Raw genomic sequence first — 13,674 nt, 5'->3', positions numbered from 1 at the left:
CAAGCGCGCGCGGTCGTCGCGCAGATGACGCCGGGCGGTCGCGGCGGTGGCATAGGTGGCGAGGGTGTCGAAGTAGGCGCGCTCCACGGTCGCGCGGTTGGCGATGAAGTGCGCTTCTCGCACGCTGTAGCAGCGTGGACCGCTGGGAGGCCGGTCGGATGTCACGATCCGCGCGACGTCGGCGGTAAGCCATGTGACCTCCAGCAGGCGCGAGGAGAAGAAGCGCATTGTGTCGGCGTCGAAGAAGTGCGAGCCGGCACGCTTGGCGCGCTCACGAATGTCGAGGGTTCGGCGGATCTCGCGGTTCGTGCTCATCGGACAACCTCGATCCACGTCCAGCCGTCGAGGACGTAGAGCGTGCTCCACTCGCCATCGGCGAGGACCGCGCCGCTCCTGCTGCGAGCCGCTTCCCAGACATCGGGGTCGCTCTCGCCGTCCTCATAGATCAGGACGGGCCGCGCCGCGACGTCGTCGTCGCCCGGCATCGTGTCGACGATGTCGCCGTGACCGTTGACCCACGCCTCACGGATGCCTTGAGGCCGCCACGTGCCATTGGGGTCCATCTCGGCCCACGCGGCGATGAAGTCTCGGAGCGCCTGCGCCGTTGTGACGGGCACGGCCCAACCGTTCCACGAGCGCGCCGCTACGTGGTCGACCTCCAGCGCGGGTGATGTCGTCGGGTCCTCGGTGTCGAGGTGGATGCTGACTATCTGAGCCATGGTGGGATATCCGTTCAATCCAAGATATTCACACCCACAGCGCTCGCCCGATTCCTCGTGATCTGCGGCGATGTACAGCGCATAGTCGCCTACAGTGCGCGACCACCCGCGCGATGGCGGGCTCGTCCTCCACGACGAGGACCCGCGGCCGCGGCGGCGTGCCGCCACGAGCCACGGGCTGTGCCGTGCCCGAACCGAGACTCACCCGTCCTCCGACATCTCAACGAAGCTGCCGTGCCAGCCGTGGGACCACACCGCGCCGGTGGCCGCGTTGACCGACACCATGCCCTCGATCTCGCCGTCCTGGAGCGTGTGGAGGGTGTAGTAGCCCGGGAACTCCTCCGCAGGCCCGACGGTGGTCCCGTCCCCTCCCCGCGCGCGCTCCGCCGCGGCACGGGCCTCCTCGGGGGCCACCTCCGGCGTGCCGGAAGCGGCGGCGGCCATCCCGTAGCGGGAGTTCCACATCATGGCCGGGCCGAACTCCACCTGGACGCGGCCGGTGCCGGGATCCACCAACACCTCGGTGACCCTCGACCCCTCGGGGTTCAGGATCTGGGCGTAGTAGTGGTTCGAGAACCGCATCACCTCACCGACACGGAGATCACCGCCCAGGAACCGGGCGAAGCCGGCGGCCTGTTCACGGGCGCCATCCAGGTCAGCCACCGGGCCGGCGTTGCCGCCGACCCAGCCCATCATTCCCGTGCCGGCGCTGCCCATCATTCCCGTGCCGGCGCTGCCCATCATCCCGGTGCCGTTGCCGCCCATCCCGGTGCCGTCCGTCATTCCCGTGCCCACGGCGCCCATCATCCCCGGGCCCGAGCCAATCCGGTCCGGACCGTTCTGAGCGTTGAGCGTCGCCCATGGGATCGCCGACGCCCAGGCCGGGATCTCCTGGGTTACCAGCCAGGCGCCCGAGCCAAGGGCACCGACCACGGCCACGGCGGGCACCAGGAACCGTGAGATCGCACGCCTCATGACAGTTCCCGATCCACCCGGCCGGAGTCCAGCGCGGCGCGCATGGCGCGGTAGGTCTCGGAGTCGATCTCACCGGAGGCGAACCGCCGGTCCAGGATCTCCTGCGGGGTCTCGGCCCGCGGCGCGGAGCCCCGGCCACCACCGGCCGGGAACACCCGCATGACCGCCCAGATGATCAGCGCGAGTACCGCTACCCAGAAGATCACCATGGCGATCCAGCCGCCGGCGCCCATTCCCCATCCCCAACCCATCATCTTCGTGTCCTTCCGTGAGTGCTTTCCAACTTGGGAGCAACGGTCGCGCACGCAGATGAAGGGACCGTTCGCCGAACATCAAGACCACATCAAGGAGACCGCGTCGACCGGGCGATTGGCCCAATGTTGGCCCCCTGCCAGCGCTGCTCGACCCGGCCCAGGCGCCAGACGACGAGACTGATCAGCCACGCGCCGACGAACAGGGCGACGAGGGCGTAGCCGACGTTGCCCATGTCGAGCCCGGCAACCCAGCCGAGCAGCCCGCCGGTGGGTTGGAGGTGCTCGGCGAGGAGCTGGAGCAGCACGGTGGCGCCGATGCCCAGGGCGGCGATGACCGACAGGACCGTGACGGTGAGGTTGTAGTAGACCTTCCGCACCGGGGCCAGGAAGGCCCACCGGTAGGCGCGTGCCATGAGGACGCCGTCGGCGGCGTCGAACAGGCTCATCCCGGCGGCGAAGAGCACCGGCAGGACGAGGATGGCGTACCAGGGCAGGGTCAGGGCGACGGTACCGCCGGCGAGGACGAGCAGGGCGACCTGGGTGGCGGTGTCGAACCCGAGGCCCATGAGCAGCCCCACGGGGTACATGTGCCAGGGCCTGGTCACGCGGCGCGTGAACCGGCCCAGCAGGCGGGCGAGCAGGCCGCGGTTGTTCAGGTGCCGTTCTAGCTCGGCGTCGTTGAGCGGGGCGCCGCGCATCTCGCGGAACACCCGCACGATGCCCCTCACGGAGCCGAGGTTGAGAAGGCCGATGAGGATGAGGAAGGTGCCGGCGGCGATCGAGCCGACCGTACCGAGAGTCTGCTGCAGCGCCGAGCCGGAGTCCGTGACCGGGCCGGCGACGGCCCGCAGGCCCAGGGCGAGCAGCAGGGCCAGGCCGAAGACGACGCTGGAGTGGCCGAGGGAGAACCAGAACCCGACGCTCAGCGCCGGCCGGTTCTCGCCGATGAGCTTGCGGGTGGTGTTGTCGATGGCGGCGATGTGGTCGGCGTCGAAGGCGTGCCGCACACCGAGCAGGAACGCGGTCACGCCCAGCCCGATGCCGAACACACCGGCGCTGCCGACGGTCAGCCGCTGCGGCGCAACGGCGAGGAGCAGAACCCCCCAGCCGACGAGGTTGAGCAGCAGCACCACCGCTGCCATGCCGGCGATCGAGCGCTGCTCGGCATCGCCCCACCGGCGTGGCCGGGACGTGCGGGAGATGACGGACGCGATCTGTGACATGTGACGGTCCTCGGGGCCGGAGCGGGGTCAGAGGAACTGCGGGATGCTGCGGGCCGCGGTGTAGAGCGCCACGACCACCAGCAACACGGTGAAGGCGAGGTTGAGCCGAGCCGGGCTCACCTTCGCGGTGATCCGGGCGCCGATCAAGCTGCCGATCACCGACGCGGCGGTGAACGAGCCGATGAGGGCCCAGTCGAGGGTGACGTCCTGGCCGAGGCGGGAGAGCAGCGAACTGGCGCTGTTGATGGTGATGACCACCAGGGAGGTGCCGACGGCCACGGGCATGGGCAGCCGCATGGCCAGCACGAGGGCGGGCACGACGGCGAAGCCGCCGCCCACGCCGAAGAATCCGGTCAGCAGCCCGACGGCGGTGGCCGTCAGGAGCAGGACGCCGAGGGCGTGGCAGTCGCAGCGGAACGGGCGCAGGGAGACCACCGGGGTGGTCCGGGCCTCGACCTGGCCGTGGCCGGCGGCCTGGTTGCGGGCGGCGGCCCACCGGCGCCGGGTCATCACCGCGGCGACGACGAGCATGAGGCCCGCGAAGGCGGCGAGCAGGACGTTCTGGGGCACCGCCGTCGACAGCAGTGAGCCGACGAAGGCCCCGCCCAGGCCGAGGAGGCCGAAGACGACGCCCTGCCCCAGGCGCACCCGGCGGGCGCGCAGGTGCGGGAGCATCCCGATCAGCGTCGTGACGCCGACGATGACGAGCGAGCCGGTCGTCGCAGACCGGGGGTCGAGCCCGAGGAGGTAGACCAGGGCCGGGACGGTCAGGATGGATCCCCCGCCGCCGAGGGCGCCGAGGGTGATGCCGACGACGAGGCCGATCGGCAGGGTCAGGGCAAGCACGGACCGGGGGTCCTTCCCGAGGTTCGAGGGCACGCGACCCACCAGGTGCCCGCCCGGTGGTGCGTGCACCGCGGAGCGTGCCGGGGTGGTTGCCGTGACAAGCGGGGCCGCAGCCCACTCACGGTCAGGCGGAGGCCGGGGTCGCCTCGGTGACGATGGGCAGGCCGGCGGTCCGGGCGGAGCGGTCGAAGCTGTCGTCGACCACGACCACGCGGCGGCCGGTGGCCGCGACCAGCGAGGCTGCGATGGAGGCGCGGTAGCCGGACGCGCAGTGCACCCAGACCTCACCCTCGGGCACCTCGTCCATGCGCTTGACGATGTCGTGGATCGGGATGTGCACGGCGCCGTCGATGTGGGCCTCGCGCCACTCGCTGCCCCGGCGCACGTCCAGGACGGTGACGGGCCGGTGGTGGCGGACCTGGGCGAGGTCGGTGAAGCTCGCGGACGGCAAGGTGGCGAGCGGGGCGTCGGTCCACTCCTGCGGGCGGCCGGTCGCGGCCGCGGCGGGGCGGTCGATCCCGATCCGGGTCAGCTCGCGCTGGGCCTCGGCGACCTGCTCCCGGGACTCCCCGAGCAGGGTGACCGGGGTGCCCCACGGGATCAGCCAGCCGAGATAGGTGGCGAACTGCCCGTCCAGCCCGAAGTTGAACGTGCCCGGCACGTGGCCGGCGGCGAAGGCGGTGCGGGTGCGCAGGTCCACCAGCCACTCCCCGGCCGCGAGCCGGCGGCGGAGCTGGTCCTTGTCGGCCCGCTCGGGCTCGGACAGGTCCGAGGCGCTCGGGCCGACGGCGTTGGCCGGGCCCATGTGCACGTAGTAGGCGGGGTAGTCGTCGAGGCCGGCGAGGGTGTCGGCGACGTAGTCCCTCTCGTCCTGGCTCAGCACCGGGTTGATCAGCCGCTCCTGGCCGATCGTGGAGGCGGTGGTGTTCCCGCCGGCGGAGGTGGCGGCGCAGAAGGAGCCGAAGCCGTGGGTGGGCATGACCTTGGTGTCCTCGCTCAGCTCGGCCGCGAGCCTGCGGGCGGAGCTGTACTGGTGGCGGGCGAGGTCGTGGGTGTGGGCCTCGCCGAGCAGGTCGGGCCGACCGGTGGAGCCGAACAGCAACGACCCGCCGGAGAACACCGCGGGCTCGGCGCCCTCGAGCACGTAGGACAGGTGCGTGAAGGTGTGGCCCGGGGTGTGCATGGCGCGCACCCGCAGGGCGGGACTGACCTCGACGACCTGGCCGTCGCGGATCTGGGTGCGCTCGAAGGAGACCTCGTCCTCGGCGTTGACGTAGTAGCGCGCGCCGGTCTGCTGGGCGAGGGCGTAGCCGCCGGTGACGTAGTCGTTGTGGATGTGGGTCTCGAAGACGTGCGTGATCCGCACGCCCGCCTTCTCGGCGGCGTCCAGGACGCGGTCGATGTCGCGCTGGGGGTCGACGACGAAGGCGACCTCGCCGTCGTGGACGAGGTAGCTGCGGTCGCCGAGGGACGGGGTCTCGATCGAGATAATCGTGGTGGCCATCAAGGTGGTCCTTTCAGGGGGGTGAGGTGGCGGTCACGCCGCGGCGTGCGGGCCGGTCACGACGGTGTTGCCGGCGCTGATCCAGTCCTGGGTTCCGCCGCGGACCGAGTAGGCCTCGAAGCCCGCACCGCGCAGGTGGTCGGTGGCGCGCCGGCTGCGGTTACCGCTGGCGCAGATGACGTATACGGGCTGGTTCGTCGGTAGAGCGGCGGTCCGCTCCGCGACCTCGCCCAGCGGGAGCAGCTCGGCACCGGGGACGTGACCCTGCACGTACTCGAACGGCTCGCGCACGTCGATGACGAACGCGCCGTCCGCCTTCGCGGCGGCGAACTGGTCGATGGAGACCTCAGTCATGGTCTTTCCTTCCTGAGAAGATACCCCTGGGGGTATAGGTTCGGGAGTCTATAACGCGCCACCCGCCGACCGCATTCCCCGCCCGGCAACGACCCTCGAGGCCGCGGCTCGCCGCGCCGCCACATGACACCATCATACCCCCGGGGGTATAGTGCCGGTTGAGAGGAGTTCACCCATGACCACCACCACCCTTGTGACCCGGCTGCGCGCCTTGTTCGGCCGCGGCGCGGACGACGGGCGGCTCGGCTCGACGGTCAGCGCGGCGCGCGCGGTCGAGCTGGTCCGTGACGGCGCGGCCCTGCTCGACGTGCGCGAGCACCACGAGTGGCGCACCGGGCACGCCCCCCAGGCTGTCCACCTCCCCCTCGGCCAGCTCGACAAGGCCCCGCAGCGCCTACCCAAGGACGGCCCCGTCGTGGTCGTGTGCGCGAGCGGCATGCGCTCACGCACCGCCGCGAAGCGGCTGCGCGACCTCGGCTTCGAGGCCGCCAGCGTTGCCGGCGGCATGGGCGCCTGGCAGCGCGCCGGCGGCGCCGTCCGCCGCTGAGCACGCCGACCGACGAGCCCCGACACGCACGACCACCCCCGGAGATGACCCATGTGCAGTCCCGCACGTTGCACCACCTGCGGCAAGACAACCTGGACCGGCTGCGGCATGCACGTCGACGCCGTCCTGTCCGGTCTCGACCCGGCCCAGCGGTGCACCTGCCAGTGACCGCGCCCTGCAGACCGACGACCGACACCGGGCCCGCCGACACCGGGCCCGCCCACGCCGCCCGGGCGGAGGCGCTCCAGCGCGAGGCGATGACCCGACTGACCGAGACGGCCGGGAACCAGTCCCTGTGCACGCTCTCCCGCGACGGCTCGGCGTGCTCCGTGGCGAAGTACCACGAGGGTGCCATCGCCGCCCTGGCCCAGGCCCGACGCGCGCTCACCGCGGCCGAGCCGGGAGCCGACCCGGCCGACCGGATCAGGGTCGTGCGCGCCCGTTGGGTCGGGCAGGCAGGCGCAGGGACCACCGGCGCGGCCTGGCGGGCCTACCTCGAGGGCGGCCGTGACGGTCTCGACGTCCTGCTGGCCCCGGCCGCAGCCGGTGAGCGGGCCACCGGACCGGCGTCGCGAGTCCTTGTCGGTTCCGCCGCGGCAGGCCGGCTCGGCGGCGGGCGCTGGCCCCGCCGCCGCGTCACCGCCACGGCGGTGCTCACACCCGCACTCTTCGCCGTGCTGGTCGCCGCGGGCGGCGGCTTCCCCGCCGCTGCGCTGTGGACCGTGCTCGTCGCCCTCGTGGCGGTCGCTGCGGCCGCGACGCTGGCGACCTACCTGCCCGGCCCCGGGAAGGGCCGCCGACCGGACCTCGGGTGCTCCCCGTGCGCGGCCATGGCGGCGATGACGGTCCTGGCGGCCGCCTGGTTCCTCCAGGCGGCGCCGCACCAGCCGTCCATGGCCGCCGCAGCCCTCGCCGCGGTGGGGTTCGGGCTTCTCCAGCGCCTCACCCAGACCGACGCCAGCTGCGCCAGCTGACCCGCGCCGGTGCGGGCACCCGGACCGGAATATCGGCGTCCCACGAGTGTTGTATACCCCGGAGGGTATCTTCCGGAGACCTACGCAAGGGAGTTCGCCACATGGCTACCGTCAACCTCACCGCCCACGCCTTCATGGAGACCATCCACCGGGACGGCATCGTCCTGGTCGACTGGTGGGCGTCCTGGTGCGGCCCGTGCCGGATGTTCGCCCCCGTCTACGAGCGGGCCTCCCAGGCCCACGACGACATCGTGTTCGCCAAGGTCGACACCGAGGCCGAGCAGTCCCTTTCCGCCCAGGCCGGCATCACCTCCATCCCGACGTTGATGGCCTTCCGCGACGGCATCGGCGTCTTCGCCCAGCCGGGTGCGCTGCCCCCGGCGGCGCTCGAACAGGTCATCGCGGCCGTGCGCGACCTGGACATGGACCAGGTCCGCGCGCAGCTGGCGGAGCAGGAAAAGCAGTCCGCCTGACATCGGTCAGGTCCGACCCGAGAAACGGAGAGCAACCATGAGCTACAGCATCACCACCACCGTCGACCAGCCGTTCGACCAGACCGTCACCGCGGTCCGCGACGCTTTGGCCGGGCAGGGCTTCGGCATCCTGACCGAGATCGACATGGCCACGACACTGAAGAACAAGCTCGACGTCGACATCCCCCCGCAGGTCATCCTCGGCGCCTGCAACCCACCCCTGGCCCACCGCGCCCTGCAGGCCGAGGAGTCCATCGGACTGCTCCTGCCCTGCAACGTCGTCGTGCGCTCCGCCGGCCCGCACCGCACCGTCGTCGAGGCCCTCGACCCGCAGATCATGGTCGGGGTCACCCACAACGACCAGCTCGGCGCCGTGGCAGACGAGGCTGCCGGCCGGCTGCGCACGGCCCTGTCCGCCCTCCAGCGGGCATGACGACAACCACACCGTGGGCACGACCTGGCTCGATACCCGGCGGGGTAAATTGGCTGAACCAGCACGAGGGAGGCACGGTCATGGAGCTCGACCCCAGCGAGATGGGCAAGGTCGTCAACCGGCTCAAGCGCGCCCAGGGCCAGCTCGCCGGCGTCGTGCGCATGATTGAGGAGGGCCGGGACTGCGAGGACGTCGTCACCCAGCTCTCCGCCGTCTCCAAGGCCCTAGACCGCGCCGGGTTCGCGATCATCGCCTCGGGCATGAAGCAGTGCCTGCTCGAGTCCGACGGCCAAGACACCCTCGATGTGCAGAAGCTGCAGAAACTCTTCCTCTCACTGGCCTGACCGGAGCGCCGCGCGCCAGCGCAGCGCAGCTCGGCCCGTCTCAAGCTGCTCGTCCTCACCGGCGCGGCCACCGCGGGCGGTGCGCTGACCAACGCGATCGAGGTGGAACGCATCCCGGCTCACGGCACTGACGGTCGTGAGCTGATGCAGGACGTGCAGAGGCAGACCCTGCGCGGGGCGCGCCCGTCTGTCGCGAGCTGGAAGGCCACCACCAAGACGTCGCCGTCGACCTGACCGGCGTCACCAGATGGATCACACGCTTTCTTGTACGTCACGTTCTTGTACGTCACGCCGGCCGACAACGGCACCGCTTGTGTCGACCGCTACGACTCAGCGTGGAGGTGGATTGTGGGTTGGAACCAGATGGGGTCGGGGATGGGCTGGGGCTGGTTGTTCCTCGCCCTGCTTGTGATCGGCATCGTCGTGCTGGTGGTGGTGCTGATGCGTCTCCTGGCCGGGGGCGATCGTGGCCGGCCGCGTGACCCAAGGGTGACCGGCCGCAACCCGGCCCGGGAAACCCTTGATGAGCGGTACGCCCGGGGAGAGATCGACGCCGCGGAGTACGACGAACGGCGCCGGCGCCTCGCCGGGGACCGGGAGGGCTGAGGGGTGGAACCGATCACGCGTCGCCGGGCGCTCCAACTCGGCGCTCTCGGTGCGCTCGGTGCCGCGGCCGGCGGGGTGGGCCTGTCCCGGACCGGGCTGCCCTGGACCAACCCGTCCACCTGGTCGCCGACGTCGGAGGGAGCCCGCGTGGAAGCCGTCCCGGGCGGTGAGCTGCTGGAACCCGAGGTGCTGCGAAGCCAGGACGGCGTGCTCCGCGTGGACCTCGTGGCCGAAGCTCGGGTGACCGAGGTCGCCGGGCGGCGGGCACAGGTCCTGACCTACAACGGCACCCTCCCGGGGCAAACCTGGCAGGTGCGGCCCGGGGACCGGCTCGAGGTTCGCCTGCGCAACGAGCTCGACACCGCGACCAACATGCACACTCACGGGCTGGTGGTCTCCCCGCAGGGCAACGGGGACAACCCGTTCATCAGCATCGCACCCGGAGAGAGCTTCGACTACCGCATCGATCTGCCCGAGGACCATCCCACCGGGGTGTTCTGGTACCACCCCCACCGGCACGGCACGGTGGCCGACCAACTCTTCGGGGGCCTGTACGGGGCCATCATCGTCACCGGTGACGAGGTCCCGGTCAGCCGGGACCGCAGCCTCATCGTCTCCGACATCTCCCTGACCACCGACGGGACCATCGCACCGGTGTCCGCGCAGGAAGTGATGATGGGCCGCGAAGGAGACCTGGTCCTGGTCAACGGTCAGCACAAGCCGCGCCTGGCCGCCCGGCCCGGTGAGCGGGAACGGTGGCGAGTGATCAACGCCTGCACCTCCCGCTACCTGCGCCTGGCCCAGCCCGGGCAGGACCTGGAGCTGCTCGGCGTCGACGGCGGTCACGAACCGGCACCCCGGGCGGTGGATGAGGTGTTGCTGGCCCCCGGCAACCGCGCGGACCTGCTCGTGACCATGCGAAACGGGACCAGCGAGCTGCGCACGCTCGGCTACGACCGCGGCGGGATGGGCATGATGGGCGCAGGCATGTCCGGGCCCGTCACCCTGGCCACCCTCGCCGTCACCGGGCAGGACACCGGCACTACCCGCCCGGTCCCCGAGCGCACGGCTGACCCCGACCTGCGCGAGCGGCCCGTGGACCGGCGGCGGGAGATCGCCTTCACCATGACCATGGGCGGAGCGATGATGGGGCCCGGCGGGATGGGCGAGATGATGGACCTCGGGTTCGACGGTCGCGCCTTCGCCGCGGACCGGGTTGACCAGCAGGTCGCGGCCGGTGCGGTGGAGGAATGGACCATCACCAACCCCACCCCGATGGACCACCCCTTCCACCTTCATGTCTGGCCCATGCAGCTCATCGAGACCGACGGAGAACCAGTCCTCGAACCCACCTGGCGGGACGTCGTCAACGTCCCCACCCAAGGGCAGGTCCGTGTCCTGGTCGACTTCAGCCGCCACCCAGGCCGCAGCGTCTACCACTGCCACATCCTCGACCACGAAGACGCCGGCATGATGGCCACCGTCGAGACAGGCTGACCCCCGGCCCCACTGGCCATTCTCGAGAACGCTCGACAAGACAGGGCCGCCACTACGTCGGCACGTTTGATGGCCCCCGTGACCGACTCAGCCGCCACCGTGTACCCACAGAACCCCGCCACATAAGAGCGCAAGCCACACCCTTACAGTGCGCGGGATCAACAGTTCCACCGACATGCCGGCCTCTCCCATCCAGAGCACGGTGCCCCAGCACTCGAGCAGCGCGCCGACTTCCGAGACCTCGTCCTCCTCACCGGAGACGAGCACGGAGACGACGAGTCCAGCGGCTTTGGCACCGTCCAGCATCAGCCAGATCGTGCCGTCGATCACGGTCACCGCAGGTCAGGTTCCTTCGTCAACGATGTCTGCACCCACCTCGTCCGCGCCGTCTCGGACGACCTCTGACGCGGCGCCTTCGGACGACGGGAACGACTCCGTCGGGGTGGAGCCTTCGGTTGGAGAGTCCAGCGATGAATCTCCGACCGTCAGCCTTCCCGACGTCGGTAACCCGTCGACGCCAACACCCACACCGACGCCCACGCCCACACCAACACCCACACCGACGCCAACACCGACGCCAACACCGACGCCAACACCGACGCCAACACCAACACCGACACCAGGAGACCCCTCAAGCCCGCAGTGTGGCCCCGGCAACGACGAGTACGGCTGCTGTTACTACTACGGGTGCTGCCACCACTACGGGTGCTACTGCGACTACTGGGGAAACTGGCCATGGTGCTGGTGCTACCCGGGCTATCCCTATCCGGGGAACCAGCATCCGAACTGCCATCGCTAGGATTCCTTGGCGCGATGCAAGTTCCCTCAGGGCTGGCTGCCCTTCCGGCACATTCGTTGTGCGTCGGTCACATGCCGGCTGAGCCTGTCGAAGTCCTTTCGACGAGCTCAAGGACCACACGTCCCTTGTCACACGCACCTACAACACAGAGGTGGCCCACTGCCCCTCGGGGGATAGGGCAGCAGGCCACCGGTCTGTGTACGGGCATGCACATCATCTGCAACAGGCCCATCCGTGATCCTAGCCACGTGAGGGTCAGGTTCGCACGCCGGTGCCGGGTCGATCTGCCGGTATGCAAAAGTTGGCACATGACCGAAACCCCCGACTGGGCTTCACGTCCCCGGTTGCGCGCCGGAGACGCCGATCGGCAGCACGCCATCGAGCGGCTGACAACCGCCTGGCGCGCGGGCAAGCTCGGTGTGAGCGAGTTCCGCGAGCGGACCAACACCGCGCTCGAGGCGACCTACATCGACGACCTCGATGCGCTGCTCTCCGACCTCGGCACCTACTCCACGCCGGACGCCTACGGGGTTCCGGGCCAGGCCGCGACCGACCTGGCCACGACGCGGCCCGCCACGGGCGGCTCGATCCAGGACTCCTGGCACTCCGAGAACGACAACCTGCCCGTCCGGTACGCGGATCCCGACGAACCGCGTGACCACCTGACGATCGGGGTGATGAGCGGGCACGAACGGGTCGGACGATGGGTCGTCGCCCCCACTCATGTGGCCGTCGGGTTCATGGGTGGCGCGGTGATCGATCTGCGAGAGGCCGTGTTCTCCGAGCGGGAGACCACGATCACCTGCGTCGGCGTCATGGGTGGGGTCGAGGTCATCGTCCCGCCCGACATGGACGTGCGCCTGTCGGGCGTCGGGTTCATGGGCGGCTTCGGCTGGGAGCACACCGAGGACGCCCGCGCCGCACACCTGCCGAGCCCGGACTCCCCACGGGTCATCGTCAACGGCATCGGGCTGATGGGTGGCGTCGCGGTCAAGCGACTCGAGATCGGCGAGCCTCTCCGCTGAGCGCCGTCCCCTCGGGGGGACGCGCATCTCTGCTCGCTTCGACAAGCTCAACGAGCATCACGGCCCTTGAGCCCGTCGAAAGGACGCTTCGTCGGGAACGCTCGTTTCGACAGACGGTTCCTGAGCTTGTCGAAGGACAACGAGCAACGACGAGGGTCGATCAGCTCACATAGCGACGGCCGCTGAACGCCCTTCCCAGGGTCACTTCATCGGCGTATTCGAGGTCGCCGCCCACCGGCAGCCCCGAGGCCAGCCTGCTGATCTGGATGCCCGGGGTCTGCCCGAGCAACCGCGCGAGATAGGTCGCCGTGGCCTCACCCTCCAGGTTGGGGTTCGTGGCCAGGATCACCTCGGTGATCGACTCGTCCGCGAGCCGCCGGACGAGTTCGGCTATGTGCAGGTCGCCGGGGCCACGCCCCGCGATCGGGCTGATCGACCCGCCGAGCACGTGGTAGCGCCCGCGGAACTCTCGCGTGCGTTCGATCGCCACGACGTCCTTGCTCTCCTCCACCACGCAGATGGACGAGCGGTCGCGCCGCGGATCGCGGCAGATGCGGCAGACCTCCTCGTCGGTCACGTTGAAGCAGACCGAACAGAAGCGCACCTTCTGCTTCACCTCGATCAGCGCGTGGGCGAGGCGCTCCACGTCCTCAGCGGGCTGATCGAGCAGCCAGAACGCGATGCGCTGAGCGCTCTTCGGCCCGACGCCGGGAAGGCGACCCAACTCGTCGATCAGGTCCTGGACCGGTCCGTCATACACTGCGGCGAACTCCTCAGAGACCCAGGCCGCCCAGATCGGGCATCACCGACTGGGCCCTCGTGACGGCCTGCTGGCTCGCATCGCGCACGGCGGCGATGACCAGATCGCTGAGCGACTCGAGATCGTCCAGGTCAACGGCCTCCGGCTTGATGACGAGCCCGATCAGCTCGCCACCACCGGTCATCGTCGCCTCGACGACACCTCCGCCGGCTGTGCCGACGAACGTCGCGTTGGCCAACTCGTCCTGCGCCTGCTGCAACTGCTGCTGCATGGCCTGCGCCTGCTCGAGGAGCGCGCCCATGTCCATTCCCTCGGGGAACATGCGTTTCCTTTCTGGCGGT

20 protein-coding genes are annotated in these 13,674 nt (G+C 70.4%); 8 read left to right on the top strand and 12 right to left on the bottom strand.

Annotated elements, in window-relative coordinates; translation table 11 throughout:
- The 8 genes from FB473_RS14645 to FB473_RS14610 all read right to left on the bottom strand — a co-directional run.
- On the bottom strand, window positions 1–315 hold a 315-nt coding region (locus FB473_RS14645; protein ID WP_167170311.1), incomplete at its 3' end, for a DUF7447 family protein.
- Window positions 312–719, bottom strand: coding sequence for a hypothetical protein (locus tag FB473_RS14640; RefSeq protein WP_167170308.1), 408 nt, complete (start codon window positions 717–719; stop codon window positions 312–314). The genes FB473_RS14640 and FB473_RS14645, both read right to left, overlap by 4 nt.
- A gap of 201 nt (window positions 720–920) precedes the next feature.
- Window positions 921–1,694 (bottom strand): hypothetical protein, encoded by a 774-nt coding sequence (locus FB473_RS14635; RefSeq protein WP_208390820.1) that lies wholly within the window; start codon window positions 1,692–1,694, stop codon window positions 921–923.
- On the bottom strand, window positions 1,691–1,948 hold the full coding sequence (locus tag FB473_RS14630) for an SHOCT domain-containing protein (protein WP_167170304.1): 258 nt from the start codon (window positions 1,946–1,948) through the stop codon (window positions 1,691–1,693). The genes FB473_RS14635 and FB473_RS14630 overlap by 4 nt, the downstream gene beginning before the upstream one ends.
- Before the next feature lie 89 nt (window positions 1,949–2,037).
- Complete coding sequence (gene nicT, locus FB473_RS14625) at window positions 2,038–3,171, bottom strand: Nickel transporter NicT (RefSeq protein ID WP_167170301.1); 1,134 nt, start codon at window positions 3,169–3,171, stop codon at window positions 2,038–2,040.
- 27 nt (window positions 3,172–3,198) lie between these two features.
- Window positions 3,199–4,017 (bottom strand): sulfite exporter TauE/SafE family protein, encoded by an 819-nt coding sequence (locus FB473_RS14620; RefSeq protein ID WP_167170297.1) that lies wholly within the window; start codon window positions 4,015–4,017, stop codon window positions 3,199–3,201.
- A 124-nt stretch (window positions 4,018–4,141) separates the two neighbouring features.
- Complete coding sequence (locus FB473_RS14615) at window positions 4,142–5,521, bottom strand: MBL fold metallo-hydrolase (RefSeq protein WP_167170294.1); 1,380 nt, start codon at window positions 5,519–5,521, stop codon at window positions 4,142–4,144.
- A 33-nt stretch (window positions 5,522–5,554) separates the two neighbouring features.
- Window positions 5,555–5,875, bottom strand: coding sequence for a rhodanese-like domain-containing protein (locus FB473_RS14610; RefSeq protein WP_106298890.1), 321 nt, complete (start codon window positions 5,873–5,875; stop codon window positions 5,555–5,557).
- 175 nt (window positions 5,876–6,050) lie between these two features.
- Here FB473_RS14610 and FB473_RS14605 point away from each other — a divergent pair, with 175 nt between their 5' ends.
- The 7 genes from FB473_RS14605 to FB473_RS14575 all read left to right on the top strand — a co-directional run bounded on the left by FB473_RS14605 (window position 6,051) and on the right by FB473_RS14575 (window position 10,749).
- Window positions 6,051–6,422, top strand: coding sequence for a rhodanese-like domain-containing protein (locus FB473_RS14605; RefSeq protein WP_106298889.1), 372 nt, complete (start codon window positions 6,051–6,053; stop codon window positions 6,420–6,422).
- A gap of 164 nt (window positions 6,423–6,586) precedes the next feature.
- Window positions 6,587–7,396 (top strand): hypothetical protein, encoded by an 810-nt coding sequence (locus FB473_RS14600; protein ID WP_167170291.1) that lies wholly within the window; start codon window positions 6,587–6,589, stop codon window positions 7,394–7,396.
- 101 nt (window positions 7,397–7,497) lie between these two features.
- Entirely contained in the window at window positions 7,498–7,869 is a 372-nt protein-coding gene (gene trxA / locus FB473_RS14595; protein ID WP_106298887.1) for a thioredoxin, read from the top strand.
- A 37-nt stretch (window positions 7,870–7,906) separates the two neighbouring features.
- Window positions 7,907–8,302: a DUF302 domain-containing protein gene (locus tag FB473_RS14590; RefSeq protein ID WP_106298886.1), complete on the top strand. Its 396-nt coding sequence runs from the start codon at window positions 7,907–7,909 to the stop codon at window positions 8,300–8,302.
- Window positions 8,303–8,382: 80 nt separating this feature from the next.
- Window positions 8,383–8,646, top strand: a complete 264-nt coding sequence (locus FB473_RS14585) for a metal-sensitive transcriptional regulator (protein ID WP_106298885.1) — start codon at window positions 8,383–8,385, stop codon at window positions 8,644–8,646.
- Between the two features lie 348 nt (window positions 8,647–8,994).
- Window positions 8,995–9,252 (top strand): SHOCT domain-containing protein, encoded by a 258-nt coding sequence (locus tag FB473_RS18510; protein ID WP_208390819.1) that lies wholly within the window; start codon window positions 8,995–8,997, stop codon window positions 9,250–9,252.
- 3 nt (window positions 9,253–9,255) lie between these two features.
- Complete coding sequence (locus FB473_RS14575; RefSeq protein WP_167170288.1) at window positions 9,256–10,749, top strand: multicopper oxidase domain-containing protein; 1,494 nt, start codon at window positions 9,256–9,258, stop codon at window positions 10,747–10,749.
- Window positions 10,750–10,836: 87 nt separating this feature from the next.
- Here the strand turns inward: FB473_RS14575 and FB473_RS14570 are convergent, their stop codons facing one another.
- Window positions 10,837–11,085, bottom strand: a complete 249-nt coding sequence (locus tag FB473_RS14570) for a hypothetical protein (protein WP_167170283.1) — start codon at window positions 11,083–11,085, stop codon at window positions 10,837–10,839.
- A 149-nt stretch (window positions 11,086–11,234) separates the two neighbouring features.
- The gene (locus FB473_RS14565; protein ID WP_167170280.1) at window positions 11,235–11,384 is read right to left on the bottom strand and encodes a hypothetical protein; all 150 of its coding nucleotides are present in this window, start codon (window positions 11,382–11,384) and stop codon (window positions 11,235–11,237) included.
- Between the two features lie 472 nt (window positions 11,385–11,856).
- Between FB473_RS14565 and FB473_RS14560 the strand changes: the two genes are divergently transcribed.
- Complete coding sequence (locus tag FB473_RS14560; protein WP_167170276.1) at window positions 11,857–12,573, top strand: DUF1707 SHOCT-like domain-containing protein; 717 nt, start codon at window positions 11,857–11,859, stop codon at window positions 12,571–12,573.
- Between the two features lie 160 nt (window positions 12,574–12,733).
- Here FB473_RS14560 and recR read toward each other — a convergent pair whose 3' ends face one another.
- Window positions 12,734–13,333 carry a recombination mediator RecR gene (recR, locus tag FB473_RS14555; protein ID WP_167170273.1) on the bottom strand — a complete coding sequence of 200 codons (600 nt, stop codon included), beginning with the start codon at window positions 13,331–13,333 and terminating at the stop codon, window positions 12,734–12,736.
- Between the two features lie 13 nt (window positions 13,334–13,346).
- Complete coding sequence (locus tag FB473_RS14550) at window positions 13,347–13,655, bottom strand: YbaB/EbfC family nucleoid-associated protein (protein WP_167170270.1); 309 nt, start codon at window positions 13,653–13,655, stop codon at window positions 13,347–13,349.
- Between the last annotated feature and the right edge of the window lie 19 nt (window positions 13,656–13,674).

Origin of the sequence: Brooklawnia cerclae (assembly GCF_011758645.1) — a bacterium.
Taxonomy (GTDB): domain Bacteria; phylum Actinomycetota; class Actinomycetes; order Propionibacteriales; family Propionibacteriaceae; genus Brooklawnia; species Brooklawnia cerclae.
Note: the sequence above shows the minus strand (reverse complement) of the source record. Positions and strands in the feature narration are given on the sequence as shown.